We start from the raw sequence: 25,700 nt of genomic DNA, 5'->3' as shown, positions 1-25,700 counted from the left end.
CAATAAGATAGGAGATATATGAGAAACGAAAAGATAAGGAACATAGCCATCATTGCGCATGTTGATCACGGCAAGACCACCCTTGTTGATGCTATGCTTAAGCAGAGTGGGCTTTTTAGGGAAAATCAAATCATTCAGGAAAGGATGCTTGATAACATAGACTTAGAAAGGGAGCACGGCATAACCATAAGGGCAAAGAACTGTGCCGTAAATTATAAAGGGGTCAAAATCAATATAGTCGATACACCGGGGCATGCCGACTTTGGGGGTGAGGTTGAAAGGGCACTATCAATGGTGGATGGTGCTATTCTGCTTGTGGATGCCGCAGAGGGCGTTTTGCCTCAAACTCGGTTTGTTCTGACTAAGGCGTTGAGACTTAAGCTGCCCATAATCGTTGTTCTAAATAAGATAGACAGAAGGGATGCACGCCCTGGTGAGGTTTTAGATGAGATTTATGATTTGTTTATAGATCTGGATGCAAATGATGAACAGTTGGAGTTTAGCTATCTTTACTGCATTGCAAAACAGGGTATAGCAAGGTTTGGCTTGGATGAGCATAGCGATGATTTAAAACCGCTATTTGATGCGATTATAAAGGATGTGCCACCACCAGAGATTAACGAGAACAAACCCTTTCAAATGCTTGTTGCCGATGTCTCCTATTCGGATTATTTGGGCAGGCTCGCCATAGGGAAGGTGTTGAATAGGGATTTGAACAGGGGTGATGAGCTTGTTCTGTTTTCTAAGGATGGCAGAAAAAGGCCGTTTAAGATTGCAAGATTAGAGGTTTATGAGGGTTTGGGCCTAAAAGAGGTGGATAGCGTAGTTGCCGGTGATATAGCCATTATTGCGGGAAACATTGAGGATATAACCATAGGTGATGTGATAGGTTCACCACAGATCCAAAGGCCTGTGGTTGGGTTGAGGATTGATGAGCCAACGGTTGCCATGCGCTTTTCTGCCAATACCTCACCGTTTGCCTCCAAAGAGGGCTCTATTGTTCAGGCAAACAAAATAAAGGATAGGCTCTTTTTGGAGGAGAGGCGCAATGTTTCATTAAGGGTTGAGCAAACAGAAAACCCCGATGAGGTGATAGTTAAAGGAAGGGGCGAGCTGCAACTTATTATTTTAATAGAATCCTTAAGAAAAGAGGGGTATGAGCTAACCGTTGGAAGGCCTGAGGTTATCTTAAAAAGGGAAAACGGCAAGGTTTTGGAGCCCATTGAGCATCTGTTTATAGACTGCAACGAGGAATTCATGGGTGTAATTACCAGTAAATTGCAACTTAGGAAGGGTAGGCTGATTAACATGACCAACAAGGGCTCAGGCAGGGTCAGGCTTGAGTTTTTGATTCCGACAAGGGCTTTGATAGGATACAGGGATGAGTTTTTAACCGACACGAAGGGCACAGGCATTATGAACAGCTATCTTGAGGGTTATGAGGAGTTTAAGGGTGAGATCAAGAGGAGGTTTACGGGTTCTTTGGTTTCGGATAGAGAGGGTGTCGCAACGGCGTATGCGCTTTTCAATCTTCAGCCGAGGGGGAGGTTGTTTATTACACCCAATGAAAAAGTCTATGAGGGGATGATAATAGGTGAGCACAACAAGGAGAACGATCTGAATGTGAATCCCACAAAAGAAAAGAAACTCTCCAACATGAGGGCTGCCGGTAAGGATGATAATATAATCTTAGCACCCATAACGCCCATGAGCCTGCAGAGGGCCATTAACTTCATAAAAGAGGATGAGCTGGTTGAGATAACGCCCAAATCGATAAGATTGAGGAAGAAGATTTTATCAGCCCAAAAAAGAAGGATGACAGAGCACAATAGGATATGAAGGTATATATTGAGAGTTTGGGTTGCCCAAAGAATACAGCAGACAGTGAATATATGGTGGGTATTTTAAAAGCCAAGGGGTGTACAATAGAAAAAGACCCGCAGCAGGCCGATGTGTTGATGGTGAACACCTGCGGCTTTATCGAGCCTGCCAGAGAGGAATCGATCGATACTATACTTGAACTTGCCCAATTTAAGAAGGATGACCCGTCAAAGAGGCTTATAGTTTGCGGCTGTCTTTATGAGCGGTACAGGCAGCAGTTGAAAGAGGAGTTGCCAGAGGTTGATGGTTTTGTGGGTGTTAATGAACTGGATAGGATCTCCGATGTTGTTTTAGATAGCCCCCATAATCTAAAGAAACCTTATATTTATAGGCATATTATAGGGCATAAGCATATAGGCTATCTAAAGATTGCAGACGGCTGCTCAAACGGTTGCACCTTTTGCGCCATCCCTCTAATTAAAGGTGGCTTTAGAAGCAGGGATATGGATGAGCTTGTTGATGAGGCGCAGATACTATCAGAAAAAGGCGTTAGGGAGCTTTACATAACGGCTCAGGATACAACAGCCTATATGTTTGAAAAGAATAAAAAAAACGCCCTTGTTGAACTCCTAAAAAGGCTTGATGAAATCGAGGGCTTACCCTGGATTCGGTTGATGTATACCTATCCGAGCTATATAACGGATGAGTTGATCGAGTTTATGTCGACCTCTAAGAGGGTTGTTAGATACATCGATGTGCCGTTTCAACATGCATCGGATAGGGTTTTGGCCGACATGGGGCGGGGTTATACCCTGAAGGATATGGAGGGATTGATAGATAGGTTGAGGTTAAAGGTTAAGGGTATAGCCATACGCTCAACATTTATAGTGGGGTTTCCAACCGAAGAAGATGAGGATTTTGATAGGCTTTTGAGTTTTCTTGACTATAGCCAGCTTGATTGGGCTGGTTTTTTTAAGTATTACCATGAAGAGGGCACCCAGGCATTTAAGAGTTTTTACGATATGGATGAGGAGATTAAGGAGGATAGGCTGATAGAGGCGCAAAGCCTTGCCCTGTCGATTACAGAAGGCATAAATGAAAGGCTTGTGGGTGAGGTGCTTGAGGTTATAGTGGATGAGCCTGCAGAGGATGAGGGTTATTGGATAGGAAGGAGCTACAGAAGCGCCTATGAGATAGACGGCGTTATCTTTGTAAAGTCAGACAGCCTAAAGCCCGGTGATTTTGTTAAGGTTAGGGTGGAGTTGGTTAAAAATCAGACCGACCTTGTGGCTGTTTTACAGTCTGGGTAGGGAAAGGTTTTTTGCTATTGCGAAAAGCCTCAAGGATAAAGTGAAAAACAGCGTTATGGTCATGGCCAACCGCTCCTCTATGGGTTGTGTCATTATTAAAAAGAAGATCAAAGCCCCGATGATAGAGCAGGAGGCATAGAAGTCTTCCCTTAGAATCAGGGGTATTTCGCCTATCAATAGATCGCTTAAGGCTCCGCCGCCTGTGCCTGTTAATGTTGCCAAAACTATCACACCTATCGCATTAAACCCCTTATCAAAGCCTATAACGGCGCCTATAACGGTAAATGTGGCAAGACCTATAGCATCCGATATCTTTATTATCATTAGATTTGATATATCCCTTTTCAGGGTTTTGTAAATAAACACACCTATAATAACGCCAAGAAGGGCAAAGCTTACATCCGAATATCCAACGAATACGGCCGGCGTTCTGTTTGATAGGGTATCTCTTAGCATGCCGCCGCCTAAGGCGGTTAGAAAACCCAAGATGGAGACACCTAAGATGTCTAAATTCTTGGCAATGCCCTTGAATACGCCGGATACGGCAAAAGCCACAATGCCTATAGCGTTGAATACGGCAAATAGATCCATGGGTTTGATAATACTTCTTTGTGTTTTTGTGTGTCAAGTATCATAATTTTGGCTGGATGAAGAATTGTGGTATAATGGAAAAAACGAGATAGGAGGTGAGCCGTGAGGATGCTTATAAGGTTTGTATTGGCTATTTTTTTGGTTGTTGCACCGGTCTCTTCTAAAGCTGATGGCTTGATGGATATATTCAACAAGGTTCAAAAGATACAAAAAGAGGTAAACAAGATCAAAGACACATTCAAAGGCGAAGATAAACAAAAGGAAGAACAACAAGAACAGCAGCAGGATGAGGGGTATCAGGAGGAATACAACGAAGATGAAAACATCCAACAGGATACGCACATAACAAGCCATATAGAGCAGCCCATCTTCGACGGTGAGGTTGTTATACCGGATTCGGGCAAGACCTGGTATTTTAAGATGCAGAAGTTTAGTGCTGCAGCCTGCAGCAGGGTCTATTATTCTGTAAACGGCGGTGAACCCAGGTTCCTTGTTGAGTTTGCTGGATTGCCCAAGGATACGGGTGCACCCATACCGATTAAGGGCTTAAAAGAGGGTGATAGGGTCGTGTTTTTGGTCAAAACACACTATTACGGTTGGAAGGGGCCTATCTATTCCACAGACAGCGAATACTTCATCTCAAAGAAGATAAACGACAGGAAGTATTACTTCAGGTTTGAGGATGCTGCAAGGGCCGATGGTCGCTATAACGACGGTGCGTTCTATTTCTTTGAGGAAGGCCAGATGCCCATCAACAGGTATGTTAGGATATTGAGCTATAATGTTTACAAACAGGGCGATAGCTATCTGTTTAGGGGCAAGATTAAGGCCAATGTTGATAACATTGTGGAATCCAAGATCATCATAAAGGATAACCACTGGAAGACCAGCGATGTCATCAATCTGAATTTCTCAAACGATAGCACATCAGACGGTGTCTATAGCTTCTCCTTTACCATGCCTTCTGCCGATTTTACAAAACCCGCTTATACATCGATTCTTCAGGTGGCATACGATAGGGAGACCGATGTAAGGGTTAGAATGGTAAAGCCGTGCGTTGATAAGCTTGCTCAACAACAGACACATAATCCGTTTGGTGGGGTAAACAAAGACCCGTTTGTGTTTATGGGCGAGGTTTTTTATTTAAAGGAGGGCACCAGCAGGCTTCCCAATTTTAACAGATTGAGGAGGGCGGGTGTTGTGTATACGTCTATTTTGGACATTACGCCCAGAAGATTTGATGAGGGTTTTGATGGTATAGGCTCAAGGTATGAGTGGTTTGGCATCAGATACAGGGGTGAGATATTTCTTCTAAAACCCAGGCTGTTTAGGTTTGCCCTTTTAAGCGATGACGGTGCAAGGCTGTATATTGACGGCAAAAGGATTATAAACAACGACGGCATACACCCACCAAGAAAGAGATACGGCAGCGTGTTTTTGGATAAGGGTTCGCATAGAATAGAGGTTGATTACTTCCAGGGTCCGAGGTATGAGGTTGCTCTGGTTTTGTATGTGAAGGATAATGGTAAGTATAGGGTTTTTGATATAGGGGATTTTGCCCCTGTTGTTAGGGTTGATGACGGCTATGGCATAAAAAAGGGAATCTTGTTTGATGGTGATAGCTATAGGCTTACACCGTATGGCGTTAGGGTTCTCCTTAAGATGAAAAGGGAGGTTATCGGCAAGGATTATAGCAAAATAGTTATTTACGGTGGTTCGGATGGGCTTTCTAAAAACAGGCTCAGATCCGTGGTAAACTTCTTGGAGGGTCTGGGTGTTGAGGCAAGGAAGATAGAGACGGTGTATTCGTTGCCGGAGGATAGCGAGTTTTCAATAAAGATAAATTATCAATGAGTTTTCCACTAAAATAGGTGATTGAGTAATACAGATAAAATATTACTTGACATCTATACAAAAAAGTTTTATAAAAGAGTTAACTATAACTTTAGATTTAAGGTGGGAGGTGGGCTTTGGCTAATAGTAGGGATTTGCAGGAGTATTATGAGTCTTTGCTTGGTGAGGTCGATGAGAAGCTAAACGACCTCTACAGCAAAGAAAGGGAAGAGGAATTTGAAGAGAGGCTTAAGGAAAATGGCTTCTCAAGAAGGGACTTCCTTAAGTGGGCTTCGTTCCTTACGGCCACTTTGATGCTGCCACCGGCCTTTGAATCCAGGATTGCAAAGGCTGCTGCCATCAAGGAGAGGACGCCTATTATCTGGCTTCACATGGCCGAGTGCACCGGATGCTCTGAGAGTTTCTTAAGAACAAGAGAACCAGACATTGCCACGCTTATCTTTGATCAGGTTTCCCTAACATACCACGATACGCTGATGATGGCCTCCGGCGAGAGGGTCGAAAAGCACCTTGACGATGCTATAAAGAGGTACAAGGGCAAATATATATGCATAATCGAGGGTGCTATTCCGACAAAAGACGGGGGCATATACCTGAGGGTTGGCTCCAAAGGTGAGACAGGCCTTGAAAGGGCAAGAAGGGTAACAAAGGATGCAAAGGTTGTTCTGGCGTTTGGTACCTGCGCTGCTTTTGGTGGAGTTCAGGCTGCATATCCTAACCCAACCGGTGCGAAGGGTGTGAGGGATGCTCTTGGTATAGAGATAGTGAATGTGCCGGGTTGTCCTCCCAATAGCGTGAACATGGTAGGAACACTTTTGCATATACTCTTGTTTGACAAGATCCCGCCGTTGGATCTGTTATACAGGCCTTTGTGGGCTTACGGTTCGAGGATTCACGACTACTGCGAAAGAAGGGCCCACTTCGATGCAGGTGAATTTGTGGAAGAGTGGGGCGATGAAGGAGCAAAGAAGGGTTGGTGCCTGTATAAGATGGGTTGCAAGGGTCCATTTACATACAACAACTGCTCAAGGTATAGGTTTAATCAGGGAACCAACTGGCCTATCGGTGCCGGTCATGGTTGTATAGGCTGTTCTGAGCCCAATTTCTGGGATACGATGGCTCCGTTTGAGGAACCCAACGAGAAGGCGGATATTAGAGTGCCGGCTGGTAAGGGCGTTGAGGCAACCAGTGATCAGATTGGGGCCTTCCTGGCCGGTGCAACAGCGGCAGCTATCGGTATTCATGCTGCAGGTAGTATAGTTAGAGGAAAAACAACAAAAACATCCCAGAAGGAGAGTGAATAATGGCTGAGAAAAAACATGTGGTAATTGACCCTATCACGAGGATAGAGGGTCATTTGAGGATAGAGATAGATGTTAAGGATGGAAAAATAGATAACGCCTGGAGCAGTGGAACGCTCTGGAGGGGTATTGAGCCTATCCTTCAGGGTAGGGACATAAGGGATGCAGGTCTTTTGGTTCAGAGAATCTGTGGCGTTTGCACATGGGCCCATTATGAGGCCAACACCATGTCTGCTGAGGTGGCTTTGGGTATAAGACCGCCCACGAATGCAAGGCTTATAAGGAATATGATAAACGCAAGCCAGTTCATGCATGACCATATTGTTCACTTTTATGCTTTACACTCACTGGATTGGGCTGATGTTGCAGGTGCCTTGAAGGCCGATCCGGTTAAAGCAAACGAGATGGCGCATCAGTTTTCCAAAAAGCCTTACAATGCGTCTGTTGAACATTACAAAGAGGTGATCGAGAAGCTGAAGAAGTTTGTTGCAAGCGGCCAGCTTGGACCGTTCTCTGGCGCCTATCTGGGTAATAAGCTATACAAGCTGCCACCGGAGGGTGATTTAATCGTTATTTCTCACTATCTGGATGCCCTCTATGTTCAGGTTGTTCTGGCTCAGATGATGGCTATATACGGTGCCAAGAACCCCCACCCGCAGAGCTTGGTTGTTGGTGGTATCACAAGCGTTATGGATATGCTCGATGCAAGGAGGTTGGGACAGTATCTTTCTAAGCTGGATGAGGTTGGTGGGTTTATAAGGCATGCCTATCTTGCCGATATAGACCTCATTACCCACTTCTATAAGGATGAATTCGTTGAGGGTTGGGGTTGCGGTTCTTATAACTTCTTAAGCTATGGTGGATTCCCCGAGACAAACGATTGGGAGGCAGAATACAGGTATCTGCCGCAGGGTGTTATATACGACAGAGATCTAAGCAAGGTTGAGAAGGTGGATGAGAAGTTTATTACAGAGAGTGTTGCCCATTCGTGGTATAAAGGCCCCAATGAGGGTGTCTATCCAGGTAAGGAGGAGACCATACCTCAATATACAGGCCTAAACGAGGATGGCACGATAAAGGGAAATGAAAAATACAGCTGGGTTAAGGCTCCAAGGTATAAGGGTAAGATGATGGAGGTTGGCCCGTTGTCAAGGATGTTGGTGGGTTATGCCTCAAATCACAACAACATAAGGCAACTTGTTGATACCTATCTAAACAAACACAATGCCGATGTAAGGCAGATGTTCTCCACAGTTGGAAGGACGGCTGCAAGGGCCATTGAGACATTCTATATATGGTATGGGGCCTATAGGTGGGCCAACGACCTTGTTGCCAACCTAAAACAGGGCGATGAGAGAACCTGGACGAGGTTTGAATATCCAGAGAAAGAGACCAATACATCCGTGGCCCTTTATGAGGCTCCAAGGGGTTCGCTTGCCCACTTTGTCAGAATAAAGGGCAAGAAGGTTACGCATTATCAGGTTGTTGTGCCTTCAACATGGAATGCATCACCGAGGGATGAGAAGGGCCAGAGGGGCGCCTATGAGGAGTCGTTGATAGGTTTGCCTGTGCCCGATACGGAGGAGCCGTTGGAGGTGTTAAGAACCATCCATTCATTTGACCCGTGCCTTGCCTGTGCTGTCCATATAACCGATGTGGATAGCGGTAAGGTTAAAAAGTTTAAGGTAGAGGTCTAACGATGTGTTTGAAGAAGAAGTATGAATGGACGGTGGGTATAAGGGTTCTGCATTGGCTTACATTCATCTCCATTGCCGTATTGACATTCACCGGTTTTTACATAGCCGATCCGTTCTGGTTTGTGCATACACCAGGCACAAAGGAGGCTTACAATACATTCTCCATGGCCAATGTCAGGTTTATACACTTTGTTGCCGCCTATGTGTTTATCTTTGCCATCATTCTCAGGTTGTATTACGCCTTCTTCTCACGCTTCGATGCAGATTGGAAGGAGTTTCTCTTCAGGTGGCTTAACATTAGGGAGTGGGGTTTAACGCTTAAGAATTACCTTACCTTCAAACCATACGGTGTTGAGGGTTTGAAGACAAAATACAATCCGGTTCAGTCGTTGGCCTATTTTGCCTTTATTGTTGCCTCGATTCTTCAGATCTTTACGGGAATAATCCTCTATACAATGAACGACAACTCAATCAGGGGCGTTTCGTTTGTGCAAAAGTTGTTCTTCCCGCTTGTTCAGCTTTTTGGCGGCTATCCCAATATAAGGATAGCCCACCATCTGCTTATGTGGTTCTTTATCATCTTTGTTATAGCGCATGTGTATATGGTTATCGCCCACGATATTGGCGAGAAGAACGGATCGCTATCCTCCATGTTTACTGGTTATAAGTGTGAAGATGAATAGTATAGCTGTAATCGGGCTGGGTAATCTCCTTTTGGCCGATGAGGGCTTTGGGGTTCACCTGGTCCGATACCTCCTTAAGCATTATCGATTTGACAATGTGGACATTATAGACGGCGGGACTATAGGGTTTGGGCTGATAGAGTACTTCCTTACCTATAAAAGCCTCATTTTTATCGATGCTATTAGGGTTGATGATGAACCCGGGAGTATCTATAAGTTTAGGTTGAGTGAGGTTCCGCCGAATCTAACATTTGTATCGTCCATCCACGAGATAGGATTGGGTGATGTCTTGCATCATGTTAAACTGATGGGTGAGGATAGGGATGCCACGGTTGTGGGTGTTGTTCCTTTGGCCGTAACGCCCAATGATTTGAGTGTTGAGCTTACAGGCCTTCTGCAATCCAAGATAGTCCCTGTTGCTGAGATAGTGCTTGATGAGGTGGAAAGGTTAGGCGGGGTTTATGCACGAAGGGGCGATAGCTGAAAGCATAGTTGATATACTGAAACAGACGGCTTTAGAGAACGATTTGAAGGGTATTGTTAAGGTGCATCTTAGGATAGGCAAACTCAGTGGCGTTATGGTTGATGCCCTCCTTTTTGCTTTAGAGGCATTAAGAACGGAAGAAAAGATAATCGAATCGACTCTGTTTGAGATAGAAAGGGTCGATGTTGTGGCTAAGTGCAATATCTGCAATAGGGAGTTTAGTTTTGATGATGAAACCGAAATGGCTTTGATATGTCCTTCTTGCGGTATGCCTTTGGAGATAATATCGGGAAAAGAGATGGAAATTGTTGATATAGAGGGTGTGTGATGAAGAGGGTTGTTGTTGAAAGGAAGATACTCCAGAGAAACGATGAGACGGCAGAAAGGATCAGGGAGCTTTTAAGGTCTAAAGGTATCTTCTCTGTGAATTTTATGTCCTCGCCGGGTGCCGGTAAGACCACTATTGTTGAAAAAACCATCGAGGCGCTCAAGGATGATTTTAGAATTTCCTTTATAGACGGTGATTTAGATACAGACAGGGATGCGGAGAGGGTTAAGGCTTTAGGGGTCGATGTTGTTCAGATTAACACATCGGGTGCCTGCCATCTGGATGCACAGATGGTGTATAGGGCCATTGATAAGGTTTCGCTGGATTGCGATCTGCTTATCATTGAGAATGTGGGTAATCTTGTCTGCCCTGCGACATTCGACATTGGAGCCGATAGAAATGTCGTTATATTGAGCGTGCCCGAAGGGGATGATAAGGTAAAAAAATACCCCGTCATGTTCAATGTTGCCGATGTGGTTTTGATAAACAAGATAGATCTGTTGGGCATACTGGATTTTGATATCGAAAAGGTTAGAAGGGAGCTAAAAGAGGTATCGCCTAAGGCTGAGGTGTTTGAGGTTAGCGCCAAGAAAGGCACCAACCTCGAATTGTGGTTTGAGTATCTCAAATCTTTAATAAAATCTCACAGATAGACAATCTCCCTTGGAAATCTATTGAAGGGCTTTGGCCCCTCTTTTGTCAAGAGGTATGTATTTTCTATGCCGACAGCCCCTATGCCTTCAAATGCGATCTTTGGCTCAAAGGCAAATGTCATATTCTCCTCTAAGGCGTATTGCTGACCCTTTGCGATAAAGGGGAACTCATCCAGTTCAAGCCCTATACCGTGGCCAACAAATGGCGTTTGGTTGTGTTTTACGCCCATGAAGTTGTCTTTGTATCCGGCCTTTTCTGCCATTGATAGGCATTGATTGTAAACATCCTCTGCTATCATTCCTACCTTTACGGTTTCCTCCAGCCACTCGAGCATCTCTGCGCAAAAATAGAAAGCCCTTTCCAACTCTTTTGGAAGCTTACCGTCGACAAATAGCCTGGTCTCATCGGATAGATACCCTTGATAGTTTGCTAAAAAGTCCACAATCACGGGTGAGTCCTTATCTATCTTCTCAAACGAGGCCCCTTCGGGATAGCTTGGGTGCGGTCCTATGCCTGTTGTTGGTTTTAAAAAGCCTGAGGGGTATGCGCTTCTGTATCCTGAATGGACATGCCCCATAAATACCTCACCGTTGAAGCCCCTCATCTTGCTCCTTCCTTGGTGTCCCCTTTTTCTTGCCCTGAATTCAAGTTCGGCACTTACCTGAATCTCGCTTTTTCCAGCCCTTATGAGCTCTTTTGCATCTTCCATTGTGCAGTCAAGCATCCTTGCTGCATTCTGCATCTTTTCTATCTCGTAGGGCGATTTTTTGGCTCTTTGCCATCTTATATGAAACGATACATCGGTTATGTTGGATTCCTTGAATATGCTTTTGAGTCTTAGATACATATCAGCAGGCACGACATCCATCTCTATTCCCACTGTATCAAGCCTCATGCCCCTTTCTTTTAATAAAGCGGGCAGCTGGCTTAGGCCCTTTATCTGTATGAGGGCATCGTCGGGCACCGCAGTCTCGTTTTTTGTTCTTAGATATCCCCTTCGTATGGCATAGAGTATATCTCCTTCTGAGGATATGGCCAAAACCCCTGACGGTATGCTGCCTGAATAGTAATACAGATCGGTGTTTTGCATAATTAATGCAACATCGATGCCGTTTTCCTTTAGCGTTTCCGATAGCTTGCTTATTCTGCTTAAAAACTCCTCTTTCATCTTACTCTCCTATCTGACTTTAACTTGGAGGTATTTTTTGTAGTAGAAGAATGCATAAATCCAACTAAGTATCATTATTACAACAACGGCGCCACCCAAAACCTCAAAATTTAGATTGTCTATAAACTCAAAGAATGCATAGTTTAGATTGAATTTCTCAGAGATAACCTGAACCCACTCTATAGCTCCTATCGCTAAGGCCACAAATACGCTTGCTGCCGTAATTGCTATGTTGAAGAATAGCTTTCTTATAGCATCCACCATAGCCCAGTCGTATATCTTCATCATTATTAGGCCATCTAAGGAGTCCATTAAACTCATACCTGCGGCAAAAAGCAGAGGGAACATAATTACACCCCATATGGGAAGTTGAGAGTTCTTTGCCATTGTTGCAGATATTCCAAGTATGGCTATCTCTGTTGCAGTATCGAATCCAAGACCGAAAAGGAATCCAAGGGGATACATCTTCCAGCTTCTGTCTATTTTTCTATACATAAATCCGAAGAATTTGCCCATCATCCCCCTTTTGTTTAAAAGCTCCTCTGTCATCTGCTGAGTCTTTTTGTCCATTGATCCGTTCTGTTTGTAGGATTTAAAGATCGAGTATAGATCTTTTAGAATAAATAGGTTTATTATGCCTATTATTGTTAAAAAACCTGCAGAAACTATGCTTCCAAATAGTCCACCGGCTTCTTCTATGGATTTTATTGCAGGAGAGAATCCTCTCACAACAACCACTATGACTATAGACATAATAAGGACAACCGTGGAATGACCCAACGAGAAGAATAATCCAACACCAACATCCCTTCTTCCGTCTTGTCTAAGTTTTCTTGTAACATTGTCTATAGCTGCTATGTGGTCTGCATCAAAAGCATGCCTTAAACCAAAGAAATAGGCTAAAGCGCCTAAACTTAACATAGCTGTGGAAAATTTCACAACACCGATGAATACAGCCCATGAGGTTAAATTAAACAGGATGAGAAATAAAATCAAGATTTTAGCGTTCCTGCCCACCTTTCCCCTCCTAAATTAAAGTGTTTTCCTTGTGTTTACCACTATTTATTGGATGTGTCAATATTTTTGGACACCTTATTCTAAATTTGATATAAGTAAACAATAAGATGTTGGTTAGCTGAATTAATAGTATAGGGTTATCTATTTGACTCCCTGAAGAGGGGTTATACAGGAAGGGCTTTCTAATCGGATAATTCAAGATTGGGAGGATGGGATGCGTATCAGGTTTTTCGTTTTTTTTGATTTTGTTGTTTGCTGTATTTGGTGTTGATGCTTCTTTGGCTTCAAACAAGGACTCTAAGAAGGATATTAGCAATAAGGATTTAATAGAAAAAGAAAAATTCATAATCAAGGAGTTGTCCGATAGGTTGAATAAGATTCAGAATAAATACTTCGAATACAGGGTGATGGATTTTAGCAGGCTGGAGAAGAATAGGTATAAGGCCTATGTGGCGTATAGTTCTGCTGAATCTAAAGGAATAAAGGGGGAGAAGTTAGAAGATCTGCATCTGAAATACTTGGAGGCCCTCCATTTTGAGCTAAAACAGAAGCTGTTGACATTGGAGGGTATGGATGCACTGACCTTTGAGAGTATGAAGAACGATTTTTGGCAGGGTGTTTATGAGGATGTGGATTGGATAGTAAAGAACCTCGATTGGAGTAATGTGTTTAAGAATATAACAGATTGCTTCAAGGAGTTGGATAAGGATAAATGCCTCGATATAACGGGCCATATTACGAATTTGGTGTTGGAGTTGGTTGAAAAGACATGGAAGAGGAGATTTATAGTTGATATGGAGAGAAGGATAAATGCCACTCCACAAATAGCAGAGTATCTCTGGGATAGTATGGTGATGCCTAAGGTGGACGATACACCCGCTCAAAAGGTTCTTGATAAGATCGGCGAGAAGATGAACGATAAACTCAAGGAAAAGCTCCAGAAAGAGGCAGAAAAGAAGTTAAAGGATCAACTCATAAAGGGCATTGGAAAATACAGAGGGTTAACAGCTAAGGAGCTTAAGGAGAAGCTAAAGGAGGAGGCAAAATCAAAGGCCGATTCTCTGTTTGCTTCGGTTGTTTTTGGCTCTGAACTGTTGAAGAAATCTGTTCAGATATGGATTGGCGAGGAGTTAATAGAGGATCAACTCCAGACGCAGAAGAGGCTAATAGAACTGGCAAGAATGGCTGCGAATTACGATTGTAGAAAGAGGAGGCACAAGGATGTGTGCGATGATCTGGTTAACGAGTATTATTTTGATAGAAAGGCGCTTGCCAAAAAGCTCAGGCAGATAAAGGCTGCAAGTAGCATACCGGCCACGCCCAACATAAAGGGCTATGTGGCGCCTAACTCAAATGGAATAAGCAAAATAGAAAGGGTGACAGAGACCATAAACCCAGAACACAAGACAAAAAAGCAAAACTGCAAAACCGACATAGAGAAATACAAGGGGGCATTGTTAAAGATTGATAATCTGTTTTCAGGCGGCAGTATATCGTTTGATGAGTATGTGGAGGCCTCAGACGAGGTGTTTAAGGAGTTGCGCAATCGATTGCTTGAGTGTTATGGTGGCCATCTTAGCGGCAAGATGGATAAGGAATTTAATGAGTTGTATAGTTGGTATAGAAACAGGCGGCAGTCATACTATAATCGCTGTTTGAGTATAAAGAATCAGCTTGACGGTATGTTTAGCAGGTTTCAGGCGGGTTTAAATAAATACAGAAAAGAAGGGATGGCCCTTGCCAAAGATATAAAGGAAGAAACCAAAAGTATGGGCATTGGCTTTAGGCCTCGTGATTATGCTTTGATTGAGCAGAAGAAGAGGCATATTGAGGATATGCTTGAAAAATTAGACGACAAAATAGAGGAATGCAGAAAGTATGTTGATGATTTTGTTAAAAGCTATGAGATGTTTGCTGAGGCGAATTACATGTATTTCTTTGAAGAGGGGGCTTTTAAGCCTGCCAGTTGTTTATACGGTTATGATGAGCCTTATAGCTGGGGTTATAGGGTTAAGATGAGGGCATGCAAGTTTGATGTAGACCCCATTGATATTGGCAATAGGATCTCCCAGATAGAGGATGAGACCGAAGCTAACATAGTCAATATGATTTCTCAAAAAGAGGGGGATAAAGATGCAGATGAAAATACAAGCATAATTCCTTCTTATCAGAGATACTTGCCTGGAGATGTTCTTAGCCTGGCTCAAAAAGGGGTGGAAAAGAGAAGGCAGATAAATAAGCTGTTTGCCGACTATCTTGAGTTCATGGTTCAGATAATAAATCCGGAGTATGTTAAAAAGCAAAGGAGCCTCATAAAGAAGGATGTGATGAGAATACTCTATCTGGATAAGAAATATAGATCCGGAAGGATAAATGATGGGGATTTTGTTAGGGAGTGGAGCATTACTGCATCCGATATTAAAAGAAGATACAATAAAGTATTGCACATATGTAAGCTATCGAAGGACGGTGTGCCTAATGAGTGGGATTATAACGGAAAGAGTGAGAGGATTAGGCAGCTATTGATTGAGCTATCCGAAAGAATACGCAAGATTAACGATATATCAAGAAGGCCCCTCTTTAGCGAATTAGAACTGGCAAGAATCGACATATACAACGATCTGTGGGATAGGTACTCTGTAAGGAACTGGATGTATTTTATCCCTGAAAGGGAGAAGAAGTCGATGGCACCGTATCTTTTGAGGTATATAAACAGCGATGGCCATGATAGGGCTGTTGATTGTAATTGTCCGGATTGCTATTGTTGTTATAGTTCGCATGCTGCTTTTATGCACACATTCTTAAATAGATACCCCCAGGATATAATTGCTGCCAGGAATGCCGATATGCCCATTGTTGTAAAGAAGTGCAAAAAGGTGGAACAGTTGAATAAGATATTAGATTCTCTTGATAAGAGGTATGATCACAACACCTATAAACAGGCAGAAAAGGTATATAAAGAACTATTTGTTGTGGATGATGGGTATGTATTGAGCAAGAGGTATAGGCAGAACCCGTTTTTGAAATACCCATGCGGGGTATACCTTGCAATGAAGAGATTTGAGGAGTACAGCATAAAACCCGTTCGTCTGGATCCGAATAAGGATTTCTGTGAGATAGAGATAAACTCAACGCCGCTGTCTAAATTGAAGAAATTGTTTAAGGGCTCCAATTTTATAAAGATATACTCAACCAGCCCAAACCTATCCGTAAAGACATACAGGGCTTCAGAAGGTGTTAAGAGGTTTACAAAAGAGGTATACTTACGCATCTGTCCAATTATTGTTGCAGGCAGTAATCAGAACGATAAGTTAAGGGCGGAGTGCGAAAACAAGCCCATGATTAAGGTCAGCTCGAATTACAACTTTAACTATGTATACAAGATGCCCATAAAGGGGGCTGTATACAGAATAGAGGTTTCGTGTGTTTTGAAGGATAGAACAAGCATTGCACCAAGGGATTGCCCTGTATCTGTTTATTGGGTGTCTAATACAACCGATAAGGATGAAGAAGAAGGGGAGGGTAAGGAGCAGGCCAATCCGGATAGCTATAAAGAAAAAAAGCCCAAAGAGACAGATAGCCATAAACCCAAAACCAATAAGCAGATAAACGGGGATAATAACGGCAAAGCTAAACCTCCTGCTGCCAAAAGTCACCAACCATCAAAACACAAAGATATATCCGGGACGGACAATAGTTGCAAGGGGTATTATAAGGCCTATGTTGAGGCCTATAACAGGGTGGTTAAGCTCATGAGCAGCGGTAAGGGTAATACCGATGAGGCAAGGAAGGCTTATGGGGTCTACAAAAAAGCAAGAGAACGCTATATGTCTTGTAAGAATCGTTCAAAATCAAATATAACCACGCAGCAGCCCAACCATTCTGATGAGGTTTCTAAAAAAGAACACCATGCTTCTAATTATATTGGATGTTTTAGTGATAGGGGTGATCCGTATGGGCTCAAGGGCAGAGACTTGCACGGTGCAGCCTTGTTTAATGACTCGAAAATGACGCCTGATAGGTGTATGGCGTATTGTAAAGAAAAGGGCTTTAGGTATGCAGCTGTTCAATACGGCAGTCAATGCTTCTGTGGCAATAGTTATGGAAGGTATGGAAAATCTAAAAGCTGTAATATGCACTGCTCGGGTGATAGAAATCAGATATGTGGAGGGGTTTGGGCAAATAGTGTTTACAGTGTAAATGGCCAGGCCACAGGCAATAAGAACGATAACATTATTTACAACACAGCAGAGGGTGGAGAAGACTTCTTAGGCAACAACCAAAACAACAACTCATACAAGACCGACAACAACTACGAATACTTGGGCTGCTTCAAAGACCAAGGCGACCCCTACGGTTTAAGGGGCAGAGATCTGGCAGCCTTTGGCTTTGGAAGCGACAAGATGACACCGAGCTTGTGTATGAGGGAGTGTGCAAAAAGGGGCTTTAGGTATGCAGGCGTTCAATACAGCGGATACTGCTTCTGCGGCAACACCTATGGAAGATACGGAAGGGCTGAAAACTGCAATATGCAATGCAATGGCGATAAATCCAAGATATGCGGCGGAAGTTGGGCAAATAGCATATACAGGATAACACACCTCAATATACCGAGGATTAATTACAGTGGAGTCGAGGTTAACACAGATAGGCCGGGTTTGGATTATAAAAGCTTCGATTTACCTTACCCAGACTATAGGCTCTGCCAGAATGCCTGCAAAAAGGACCCCAAATGCAAAGCCTGGACATATGTAAAGCCCTACACAATTCAAGGACCACGGGCAAGATGCTGGCTAAAAGGCTCTATACCAAACCAAGTAAAAAGAAGCTGTTGTATATCAGGCATAAAACATACATATTCTAAAAACACAAAAACATTCAGATACCCAACAATAAACGGCTATAGACTGGATTGGTGCAGAAGGTGGGCTCAGGATTGCGGAAAAGGCGCTGCAGATGCATTCTGCAGAAGAATGGGCTTTGCAAGGGCAATAGCATTTGAGGAGGATTACGACATCGGTGCAAAATCACCAACATATGTGATTGATGACGGCAAGGTATGCAATCAGGCTTTCTGTGATGGGTTTAAGTATATAACCTGTAGCGGCAGAAGATAGACCAAAAGGGTGGATTATAAGGGGTTATTATGGCCGTTGATTTTTGTTTAGGTTGGTGTTATTGTAATTCAATTAAATGAGTGGAGGTTGTTATGAGAAGGGTTGTTTGGATTGTTTTGCTTGTTTTTGCCTTTGGTATTAATGCATTTGCAGCCGAGAGGTATTCTGTTATATCCACCAACTTCAAAATCTCAAAGAGTGTGGAGTGCGACAGGTTGATAGCCGGTTTTTCTGTTTGGGCTGAGGCAGACAACTACGCTATGGCCCTGGGCAGATTAAAGCCCATAAACAAAGATTTTATGAGGTTCTTAAGCAGTTTACTGCCAAAAAGCGATATAAAGACCAACAACAGCTATTCTTATTCAAAGAGGGCAACCGTGGTGATAAAGATAGATACGAGCAAGATGTCTGTGCTTTCCAAGATACTCAACTATCTTTCTGAGAAGAACTTTCCCTACAAAACGGGCATAGAGGTTGACTATGTCTCATACGCTGTCTCTTACAACAAGCAGGCCAGGCTCAAGCAGGAGATATTTAAGGAGGCGCTGTTAAAGGCAAAAGAACTTCTAAAAACGATAAACAGCATAATGAATCAGAAGTATTATTTGGGTAATCTTTCTGTAAACTATAACTTTGGCAGCCCGGTTATGCTTGCACGCTCCTTTATGAAGGCCCCGGCAAAGAATGGAGACTTTTCAGGTGGTGGATTTAATACCTCCTCCGGCAAGAGGGTTATTAAGGTTAATGTAAGGTTTGAGGCTATCTCCCCCTTGAAATGAAAGCGGCTGTTATAGGCTCTGGAATAAGCGGTGCCTCTGCCGCTTATCTGATAAAGAAAAAACTAAAATGCGATGTTTTTGTCATAGAGAAGCAGAGCATAGGCGGGAAGGCTTATAGCGTTGAAAGAGACGGCTATCTTATAGAGACAGGCCCAAACGGATTCTTGGAGAACAAAAAAGAGATATTAAGCTTGGTGTATGAAAGCGGTTTTGAGTCTGAGCTGATCAAGGCAAACAGCGACTCAAAGAGGCGGTTTATCTATTCAAATGGTAGATTGTGGGAGTTGAAAGATAATCCGTTATCGCTGTTGTTCAGCGGCTTTTTTTCTTTGGGTGGATTGTATGCCTTTTTTAGGGAACCGTTTGTCAGGCCTTTTTTTGAGGATGAGACGGTTGAGGAGTTCGTTTTGAGAAGGTTCTCTAAAGAGATGTTAGATAAACTCATAGGCCCTATGGTTTGCGGTGTGTTTGCAGGGGATCCCTCTTACATGAGCATGGAGTCGAATTTTCCACGGATAAAGGAGATAGAGAGAAGATACGGCTCACTAATCAAGGGACTTATGAGTTTGATGGCAGAAAAAAAGGCTAAGGCTTCATCGGCAAAGGGGAGTTTTTCTGCGGATCTTCTATCGTTCAAAAAGGGCATCTTGAGCTTTGTAAGGCATCTGTTGGATGGGGTTGATGTTGTTTTTGATAAGATAGGCGAGATATCCAAAGGGGATCGCTTCCATCTAAAGGGTTTAAAGGACAGCTATTCTGCTGACATTGTTGTATTTGCTATCCCGGCCTATGCTATAGCCGATGTTCTTTCAGGATACGACCCTGATGTATCAAGGGCCGTCTCATCGATAGAGTATGCCCCCATGGCCGTTTTGTCTTTTGGTTTCGATAGGAAGTGGCTGGGCAGTGTTGTTGATTCCTTTGGCTATCTGTTTGATTTAAATGAGATAGAGGACATCATAGGCGTTCTATTCGACAGCACCATATTTCAGCACAGGGCTAAGGAAGATAAACTGCTTGTGAGGTGTATGGTTGGAGGGGCTTTAAGAAAGGATAGTCCGTTTAAATCCAATCTATTTCAGATAGGCATAAAGGAACTTCAAAGGAGTGCCTCTATATTTAGACCACCTGAGTTTTTTTATAAGGTTGTTCACCCCAAAGCCATACCGCAATATTCCCTTAATCATAAGGATGTTTTGAACACTATAAAAGACTTTGAAAATAGGAATAGAGGACTTTTTATCACGGGTAATGCTTTCTGGGGTATAAGCCTAAACGATTGTGTTAAGGCCTCTTACAATTTGATTGAAAGGATAGGGGGATAGCCCCCTATCTTACACATCGAAGTATAGGTAAAACTCCGCTGGGTGTGGGATGGAGTTTACATACTTGATCTCATTCTCTCTTTTGTAATCTATCCAGGCCCTGATTAGATCCTCTGTGAATACATCTCCCCTTAGCAAGAACTCGTAATCCTTCTCAAGCTCATTTAATGCCTCCTCAAGGCTTGCGGGCATCTTGTTTACCCTTGCAAGCTCCTCGGGCGGCAGATCGTAGATATTTTTATCCAAAGGCTCGCCGGGGTCGATCTTGTTTATAATGCCATCCAATCCAGCCATGAGCATTGCCGTGAATGCCAGGTATGGATTGGCTGTTGGGTCTGGGAATCTTACCTCTATCCTTTTTGCCTTTGGAGAGGGTGAATACATGGGTATCCTTATTGCTGCGGATCTGTTCCTTGATGAGTATGCCAAATTGATTGGAGCCTCAAAGCCCGGTATCAGCCTTTTGTATGATATTGTTGTTGGGTTTGTAAATGCAGCTAAAGCCTTGCCGTGTTTTAAGATTCCACCTATGTAGTAAAGGCCTATCTCGCTCAATCCTGCATAACCGTTGCCGGCAAATAGCGGTTTTCCGTCTTTCCATAGGCTCTGATGCGTGTGCATGCCGGTTCCATTATCTCCTGAGAGCGGCTTGGGCATGAATGTAATAGTTTTGCCATACATTGATGCCACATTCTTTGCCAAGTATTTATACTTCATCACATTATCTGCCTGCTGCAGAAGCGGTGCGTATTTTATATCTATCTCTGCCTGGCCGGCCGTTGCAACCTCGTGGTGGTGAGCCTCAACCTCTATCCCTGCCTTTTCAAGCTCAAGCACTATCTCGCTTCTTAAATCCTGCAGTGTATCGGCCGGTGGAACGGGGAAGTATCCCTCTTTGTGTCTGATTTTGTATCCGAGGTTTGGATCCTCATCCTTGCCCGAATTCCATATACCCTCTATGGAGTCGACCTGATAGTAAGCCGTGTTTGATTTTATATCGAACCTGACATCGTCAAAGATGAAAAACTCAAGCTCTGGACCGAAGAAGGCAACATCGGCTATGCCTGTGGATTTTAGATACTCCTCTGCCTTCTTTGCTATAGCCCTTGGATGCCTCTGGTACGGCTCCTTTGTTATTGGATCTACTATGTCGCAGATGATGTTTAGTGTGTTGACCTCTGCGAACGGGTCGACAAAAGCCGTTGAGGCGTCTGGGATTACAAGCATGTCGCTTTCGTCGATGCTCTTCCATCCCCTGATAGAGGAACCATCAAAACCCAAACCCTCCTCAAAGACATCCTCTGTTATGACATGAGCAGGAACTGTAAAGTGTTGCCATGTGCCGAGCAGATCGACAAACCTTACATCCACTAATTTGATATCCTCTTCCTGGATCTTCTTTACCAACTCCTCTGGAGTCATCCCTTCACCTCCAATGCGTTATTTGCCCTTATTTTAAGCAAAGTGTGTTCCGTTGTTGTTTCTTTAAGGGTTTTCAAAAGAAATACGATATTAGGCGTAAAAAAGTTGCAGGATTGTTTACAAAAATGTAAAATTGATAACAGAATTATGGTGATGGCAAGGATAAGCATTAAAGAGGGTTATCTCTCTATTATACATGAAGTCAGTAAGATATTGAGCAAGAAAAACACCTTGAATGAGGCGCTTAAGGAGATATTGAAGATTCTCTATTCGTATTGGGATGCCCCCGTTTCCTTTGTTGCCTTGTATGATGAGCAAAGCGCCGATTTAAGGATTAGTGAGAGCTTTGGTATGACCAAAAAGGAGGTCTCAAGGGGTATATTCAAAAAGGGTGAGGGTATAGTCGGCAGTATATTCAAAAACGAGATTCCGGCCGTTATTTACGATATAAAGACAAACCCAAAATACCTGAACAAGACAAAGATAACAAAGAGAGTGGATAGGGATTTGGTCTTTTTGGGCGTGCCTATAAAGGTGGGTGGTGAGAAGTTCGGTGTTTTGTGTGTTTACAAAGAGAAGGGGAGGGAGTTTTCGCCAGATGATGCCATAAAGATGCTCTCCACGCTTGCAACGCTCATCGGCTTGACAAGAAAGATGTATGAACGCATGGAAGAGGAACGCAAGTATTGGCAGGAGGAGAAGGAACTGCTTTTGAGTAATTTGAGCAAGGATACAATAGCGCTGAATGAGATAATAGGGGTATCCGATGCCATAACCAACCTTAAAAAAGCCATTCTAAAGATCGCCTCCACCGATTCCACGGTGTTGATTACAGGAGAATCCGGGACGGGAAAGAGCCTGATAGCCAAAACCATACACAGGTTATCTTTAAGAAAGGATAAGCCCTTTGCCACTATAAATTGCGCCGCTATACCGGAGAATCTGTTAGAGAGTGAATTGTTTGGGTATGAAAAGGGTGCGTTTAGCGGTGCAATCTCCAAAAAGAAGGGTAAGTTTGAGCTTGCCGATGGTGGAACGCTATTTTTGGATGAGATTGGCGATATGCCCTTGAGCCTGCAGGCTAAGCTGTTGAATGTCTTGCAGGATAAGGAGATATCGAGATTGGGCAGCGAGCAGACCATATCTATAGATGTAAGGATAATTGCCGCCACGAATAAGGATATAAAGAAATTGATAAGCCTGGGTCATTTTAGGGAGGATCTGTATTACAGACTCAATGTGATACCGCTGCATGTGCCTTCTTTGAGGGACAGGAGGGAGGATATACCCATATTGGTGGATTATTTTTTAAGGAAATTCGGCCAGAGATACAAAAAGAGGCTGTCCATAGATAACGCCACAATGAAGATGCTCATCAATTACAGATGGCCTGGTAATATAAGGGAGCTTGAAAATACCATAGAGAGACTCGTGGTTATGAACGATAAGAAGATAACACCGATGGACCTGCCGGATTACCTGAAAGAGGACATGGATTTTGAAGACAATATAATAGAGAAGGTTAACTTTTCTGATATGCCATCAACGATAGAGTCTATAGAAAAACAACAGATTCAAGACGCCCTAAAGAAAACGGGATATGTAAAATCAAAGGCGGCCAGGCTATTGGGATATACAATTAGGCAGCTTGATTACAGGATAAAGAAATACGGCATAAAGGTTCAAAAGCTGTAAATGTAGGCCAAGATCTTTGCCACAGCCTCGTAAAGCTCCTCTGGTATTTCCTCATTTAGCTTTATTTTATAAAGGCTTTCTGCCAAAGCCGGGTCTTTTTCTATATAAACACCGTGCTCTTTGGCTGTTTCTTCTATTTTTTCTGCCAAAAAGCCCCTGCCTTTGGCTATGACTTTTGGTGCATTGTCCTCTTCTTTTTTGTATCTTAAGGCTACGGCCTTTTTGCTGTCTTCTTCCATTTAGTATTGTTTCTTGATGCTAAATAAACCTGTGAGATTGAGTGTTATCCAGAAGCCTTTGTTCAATACGGTTTTATATGAGCCGTCTTCCTGTTCCTCTGCTTCCCTGTTGAAGTATAGGTCTAAGCCTATGCCCCAACAATCCTCCTGATAGAGAAAGCCTATCTTTTTGGATGGATAGTAATCGTGAATGGTGCTTTTGTTTGCAGAGGCGTAGATGTATAGATTTTTTATCGGGTAGAGGTATACCTTGCCGTTTATGGTATCATCTGTGAGTTTATAGTTGTCGTCCCTTGACATGGAGTGTCCAATGGAAAAGCCAAACCTGTTTAGGTGGACATCCAGATCCTCGGATGATGATGTGAATAGATGCTTTTTAAAGAAGTAATGCGCCTGGCTGTGAATAGTTAAGAATTCAAACGGTTTTAATATGGTTTCCTCGTATATCGGTGGAAACGGACTGTTGTATTTTTTGGCAAAGTCGTATTGAATCTCTATCTTGTTATACACTATATCCCTGTAGTTGGCTTTTAGCTTTTTGATGAATTTGGCCGTCAGCGTGTTTTCAAGCCTAAAGGTTATAAGGTTGGTTTTTGAGTAGGTGTTGACAAAATCGGGAAAATTGCTCTGATCCCTGTATGGTATGTATTCGTATTCCAGGGTGGGCTTTATTGTGTGTTTTAGACCCTTAAACCCTTCTGTGTTGTTGTTTAGGAAGATGCCGTTTATGGTTGTGCTTGCCGTGATTATGTAATCCGGAATAAAGGCCTTTTCTGTGTATGTCTTATCCGATGGAGCATTTTTGTAATGCGAGTACAGTTGATGAAATCCGGCCTTTGGTGTGATATTGAAATACGACACCTTCATAGGGTAATACAAAAAGGCTGTCGTGTCAGAGGCTATTCCCCTTTCTCCCTTGATCCTGAAGTTGTTTGAGATGGTTTGGGAGAAATCCAGCGTTAGGTTTTTGTATAGCTTTTTGTTTATCAAACCGAATTTTACCACAGGAAGCCTCTGAAGCGTCTCTTTGTTGTTATCTGATATTAGGTCCTGGTTGTATTCACCGTATAGGGATAGGTAATAGTTGTCTTTTGATATGTAGTAGCTGGCCTTTGATGTGGTATACCTATCGGATGCCTCTTCTATTTTGTTTAGATTTACGACCCTTAGGTTGTTTTTGTGGTTTACAACATTTATATCATAGCTCAGTGTGCCGTATTTGCCAAAATCGGCATACTGTTCTGCTTTTATGTTCAGCCTTGTTTTTTTGTTTTGCCTGCCTTTGTATGGCGTTTTTTCTTTGAATACCGTTATGTTCCATTCACCTTTTGAGTGTCTTGTCCAGTAAAACCTATACTGGACCCTGAGGCCGTTGCCCTTCTTTGAGTATGTGAATGGATAGAGTGTTATGTCTTGGGATTTGGATAGGTTGATAAAAAACGGCTGTATGTATTCAAAGCCGTTTATGCTTGAGGAGCCCAACTGTGGAAAGAGGAATCCTGTTCTTCTCTCTTTATCGAGGCTTTTGTAAAAAAACGGACTGAATAGGACGGGTGCTTTTTTTATCTTAAACACCACTGGATATGCAAACATAAAATCGTCTTTTATCACATATGTGTTTGATGCTGATATTGTCCACTTCGGCGAATGGCGATTTTTGAAATTTATAAAATCGTCGCATTTGCAGGTGGTTATGGTTCCGCTTTTTATGAAGTATCTATCTTTCGAATATACCACGATCCTTTTTGCCCTGATGTATAGCCCATAGCCGTTGTTGGTGGAATACAAAAGGGCTTTTTTGATGTATCCCTTGTATGTTGAATAATTTAATACGGCATAGCTGCCCTTTATCCAATTGCCGTTTCTGTCGCTTAACACCACATGGCCTTTTGCTGTGGCTATGTATGTTTTTGTGTTGTAGCTGACCTTGTCGGCCTTCAGTGTGTAGTTTTCGTCGTATATAAGGCAGTGTCCATAGGCATAGTAGGTGTTTAGTTGTTTGCTATATGAGACATGATCGGCCTTTATGTGTATAACCCCGTCGGATTTTGCGGCCGTATTTAGAAGCAGGATGGCAAGAACAACAAAAAATACCCTCTTCATCTATCAAAGTATATTAAAAAAAACAGTAGCAAGCAACGCTAATTTTAAGGTTGAAATTATGTTCACTTTTATTTATTATTGTTAAAAATTAAGTTTTTGTTGGGAGGTTTTG

The 25,700-nt window shown here is 42.9% G+C and carries 19 protein-coding genes; 13 read left to right on the top strand and 6 right to left on the bottom strand.

Annotation, left to right across the window (positions count from 1 at the left end):
• The first annotated feature begins 18 nt into the window (after nt 1–18).
• Together typA and rimO are read left to right on the top strand one after the other, a co-directional pair.
• Complete coding sequence (gene typA, locus D891_RS0106090) at nt 19–1,839, top strand: translational GTPase TypA (protein WP_025270238.1); 1,821 nt, start codon at nt 19–21, stop codon at nt 1,837–1,839.
• Entirely contained in the window at nt 1,836–3,131 is a 1,296-nt protein-coding gene (gene rimO / locus D891_RS0106085) for a 30S ribosomal protein S12 methylthiotransferase RimO (RefSeq protein ID WP_025270237.1), read from the top strand. Before typA ends, rimO begins: the two co-directional genes overlap by 4 nt.
• Here rimO and D891_RS0106080 read toward each other — a convergent pair.
• Nucleotides 3,117–3,722: a trimeric intracellular cation channel family protein gene (locus tag D891_RS0106080; protein ID WP_029952079.1), complete on the bottom strand. Its 606-nt coding sequence runs from the start codon at nt 3,720–3,722 to the stop codon at nt 3,117–3,119. The two genes, rimO and D891_RS0106080, sit on opposite strands and share 15 nt — an antisense overlap.
• A gap of 108 nt (nt 3,723–3,830) precedes the next feature.
• Here D891_RS0106080 and D891_RS0106075 point away from each other — a divergent pair, with 108 nt between their 5' ends.
• The 7 genes from D891_RS0106075 (at nt 3,831) to hypB (ending at nt 10,722) form a co-directional block, all read left to right on the top strand.
• Nucleotides 3,831–5,576 (top strand): PA14 domain-containing protein, encoded by a 1,746-nt coding sequence (locus tag D891_RS0106075; protein ID WP_232227892.1) that lies wholly within the window; start codon nt 3,831–3,833, stop codon nt 5,574–5,576.
• A 116-nt stretch (nt 5,577–5,692) separates the two neighbouring features.
• A complete protein-coding gene (locus D891_RS0106070) occupies nt 5,693–6,880 on the top strand; it encodes a hydrogenase small subunit (protein ID WP_025270234.1) in 1,188 nt (395 codons plus the stop codon).
• Nucleotides 6,880–8,574, top strand: coding sequence for a nickel-dependent hydrogenase large subunit (locus tag D891_RS0106065; protein WP_025270233.1), 1,695 nt, complete (start codon nt 6,880–6,882; stop codon nt 8,572–8,574). Before D891_RS0106070 ends, D891_RS0106065 begins: the two co-directional genes overlap by 1 nt.
• 2 nt (nt 8,575–8,576) lie before the next feature.
• Entirely contained in the window at nt 8,577–9,257 is a 681-nt protein-coding gene (gene cybH, locus D891_RS0106060; RefSeq protein WP_025270232.1) for a Ni/Fe-hydrogenase, b-type cytochrome subunit, read from the top strand.
• Nucleotides 9,250–9,741: a hydrogenase maturation protease gene (locus D891_RS0106055; protein WP_025270231.1), complete on the top strand. Its 492-nt coding sequence runs from the start codon at nt 9,250–9,252 to the stop codon at nt 9,739–9,741. The genes cybH and D891_RS0106055 overlap by 8 nt, the downstream gene beginning before the upstream one ends.
• Nucleotides 9,719–10,069: a hydrogenase maturation nickel metallochaperone HypA/HybF gene (locus tag D891_RS0106050; protein ID WP_025270230.1), complete on the top strand. Its 351-nt coding sequence runs from the start codon at nt 9,719–9,721 to the stop codon at nt 10,067–10,069. The genes D891_RS0106055 and D891_RS0106050 overlap by 23 nt, the downstream gene beginning before the upstream one ends.
• A complete protein-coding gene (gene hypB, locus D891_RS0106045; RefSeq protein WP_025270229.1) occupies nt 10,069–10,722 on the top strand; it encodes a hydrogenase nickel incorporation protein HypB in 654 nt (217 codons plus the stop codon). Before D891_RS0106050 ends, hypB begins: the two co-directional genes overlap by 1 nt.
• Here the strand turns inward: hypB and D891_RS0106040 are convergent.
• Nucleotides 10,713–11,891 (bottom strand): M24 family metallopeptidase, encoded by a 1,179-nt coding sequence (locus D891_RS0106040; protein ID WP_025270228.1) that lies wholly within the window; start codon nt 11,889–11,891, stop codon nt 10,713–10,715. The two genes, hypB and D891_RS0106040, sit on opposite strands and share 10 nt — an antisense overlap.
• Nucleotides 11,892–11,900: 9 nt before the next feature.
• A complete protein-coding gene (locus D891_RS0106035; RefSeq protein WP_025270227.1) occupies nt 11,901–12,908 on the bottom strand; it encodes a HoxN/HupN/NixA family nickel/cobalt transporter in 1,008 nt (335 codons plus the stop codon).
• 209 nt (nt 12,909–13,117) lie between these two features.
• On the opposite strand from D891_RS0106035, the gene D891_RS09535 reads away from it, so the two are divergent.
• The 3 genes from D891_RS09535 (at nt 13,118) to hemG (ending at nt 20,129) form a co-directional block, all read left to right on the top strand.
• A complete protein-coding gene (locus D891_RS09535) occupies nt 13,118–18,025 on the top strand; it encodes a WSC domain-containing protein (RefSeq protein WP_025270226.1) in 4,908 nt (1,635 codons plus the stop codon).
• 92 nt (nt 18,026–18,117) lie between these two features.
• Nucleotides 18,118–18,804, top strand: coding sequence for an SIMPL domain-containing protein (locus D891_RS0106025; RefSeq protein WP_025270225.1), 687 nt, complete (start codon nt 18,118–18,120; stop codon nt 18,802–18,804).
• Nucleotides 18,801–20,129 (top strand): protoporphyrinogen oxidase, encoded by a 1,329-nt coding sequence (gene hemG / locus D891_RS0106020; RefSeq protein WP_025270224.1) that lies wholly within the window; start codon nt 18,801–18,803, stop codon nt 20,127–20,129. The genes D891_RS0106025 and hemG overlap by 4 nt, the downstream gene beginning before the upstream one ends.
• A gap of 9 nt (nt 20,130–20,138) precedes the next feature.
• Here hemG and glnA read toward each other — a convergent pair whose 3' ends face one another.
• A complete protein-coding gene (gene glnA, locus D891_RS0106015; protein WP_025270223.1) occupies nt 20,139–21,551 on the bottom strand; it encodes a type I glutamate--ammonia ligase in 1,413 nt (470 codons plus the stop codon).
• A 153-nt stretch (nt 21,552–21,704) separates the two neighbouring features.
• On the opposite strand from glnA, the gene D891_RS0106010 reads away from it, so the two are divergent.
• Complete coding sequence (locus D891_RS0106010) at nt 21,705–23,246, top strand: sigma-54-dependent Fis family transcriptional regulator (protein ID WP_025270222.1); 1,542 nt, start codon at nt 21,705–21,707, stop codon at nt 23,244–23,246.
• Here D891_RS0106010 and D891_RS0106005 read toward each other — a convergent pair.
• The gene (locus tag D891_RS0106005; protein ID WP_025270221.1) at nt 23,234–23,485 is read right to left on the bottom strand and encodes an EscU/YscU/HrcU family type III secretion system export apparatus switch protein; all 252 of its coding nucleotides are present in this window, start codon (nt 23,483–23,485) and stop codon (nt 23,234–23,236) included. The genes D891_RS0106010 and D891_RS0106005 overlap by 13 nt on opposite strands.
• Nucleotides 23,486–25,588: an LPS-assembly protein LptD gene (locus D891_RS0106000; protein WP_025270220.1), complete on the bottom strand. Its 2,103-nt coding sequence runs from the start codon at nt 25,586–25,588 to the stop codon at nt 23,486–23,488. It abuts the gene before it with no gap.
• Nucleotides 25,589–25,700: the final 112 nt, after the last annotated feature.

It is taken from the genome of Hippea sp. KM1 (assembly GCF_000526195.1).
Taxonomy (GTDB): domain Bacteria; phylum Campylobacterota_A; class Desulfurellia; order Desulfurellales; family Hippeaceae; genus Hippea.
This window is presented reverse-complemented; position numbering and strand designations above follow the sequence as displayed.

Bases quoted from the DNA above. Each gene is read 5' to 3' on its own strand.
- typA (WP_025270238.1), top strand. From the start codon at position 19: ATGAGAAACGAAAAGATAAGGAACATAGCCATCATTGCGCATGTTGAT.
- rimO (WP_025270237.1), top strand. From the start codon at position 1,836: ATGAAGGTATATATTGAGAGTTTGGGTTGCCCAAAGAATACAGCAGAC.
- D891_RS0106080 (WP_029952079.1), bottom strand. From the start codon at position 3,722: ATGGATCTATTTGCCGTATTCAACGCTATAGGCATTGTGGCTTTTGCC.
- D891_RS0106075 (WP_232227892.1), top strand. From the start codon at position 3,831: ATGCTTATAAGGTTTGTATTGGCTATTTTTTTGGTTGTTGCACCGGTC.
- D891_RS0106065 (WP_025270233.1), top strand. From the start codon at position 6,880: ATGGCTGAGAAAAAACATGTGGTAATTGACCCTATCACGAGGATAGAG.
- cybH (WP_025270232.1), top strand. From the start codon at position 8,577: ATGTGTTTGAAGAAGAAGTATGAATGGACGGTGGGTATAAGGGTTCTG.
- D891_RS0106055 (WP_025270231.1), top strand. From the start codon at position 9,250: ATGAATAGTATAGCTGTAATCGGGCTGGGTAATCTCCTTTTGGCCGAT.
- D891_RS0106050 (WP_025270230.1), top strand. From the start codon at position 9,719: ATGCACGAAGGGGCGATAGCTGAAAGCATAGTTGATATACTGAAACAG.
- hypB (WP_025270229.1), top strand. From the start codon at position 10,069: ATGAAGAGGGTTGTTGTTGAAAGGAAGATACTCCAGAGAAACGATGAG.
- D891_RS0106040 (WP_025270228.1), bottom strand. From the start codon at position 11,891: ATGAAAGAGGAGTTTTTAAGCAGAATAAGCAAGCTATCGGAAACGCTA.
- D891_RS09535 (WP_025270226.1), top strand. From the start codon at position 13,118: ATGGGATGCGTATCAGGTTTTTCGTTTTTTTTGATTTTGTTGTTTGCT.
- D891_RS0106025 (WP_025270225.1), top strand. From the start codon at position 18,118: ATGAGAAGGGTTGTTTGGATTGTTTTGCTTGTTTTTGCCTTTGGTATT.
- hemG (WP_025270224.1), top strand. From the start codon at position 18,801: ATGAAAGCGGCTGTTATAGGCTCTGGAATAAGCGGTGCCTCTGCCGCT.
- glnA (WP_025270223.1), bottom strand. From the start codon at position 21,551: ATGACTCCAGAGGAGTTGGTAAAGAAGATCCAGGAAGAGGATATCAAA.
- D891_RS0106010 (WP_025270222.1), top strand. From the start codon at position 21,705: ATGGCAAGGATAAGCATTAAAGAGGGTTATCTCTCTATTATACATGAA.
- D891_RS0106005 (WP_025270221.1), bottom strand. From the start codon at position 23,485: ATGGAAGAAGACAGCAAAAAGGCCGTAGCCTTAAGATACAAAAAAGAA.
- D891_RS0106000 (WP_025270220.1), bottom strand. From the start codon at position 25,588: ATGAAGAGGGTATTTTTTGTTGTTCTTGCCATCCTGCTTCTAAATACG.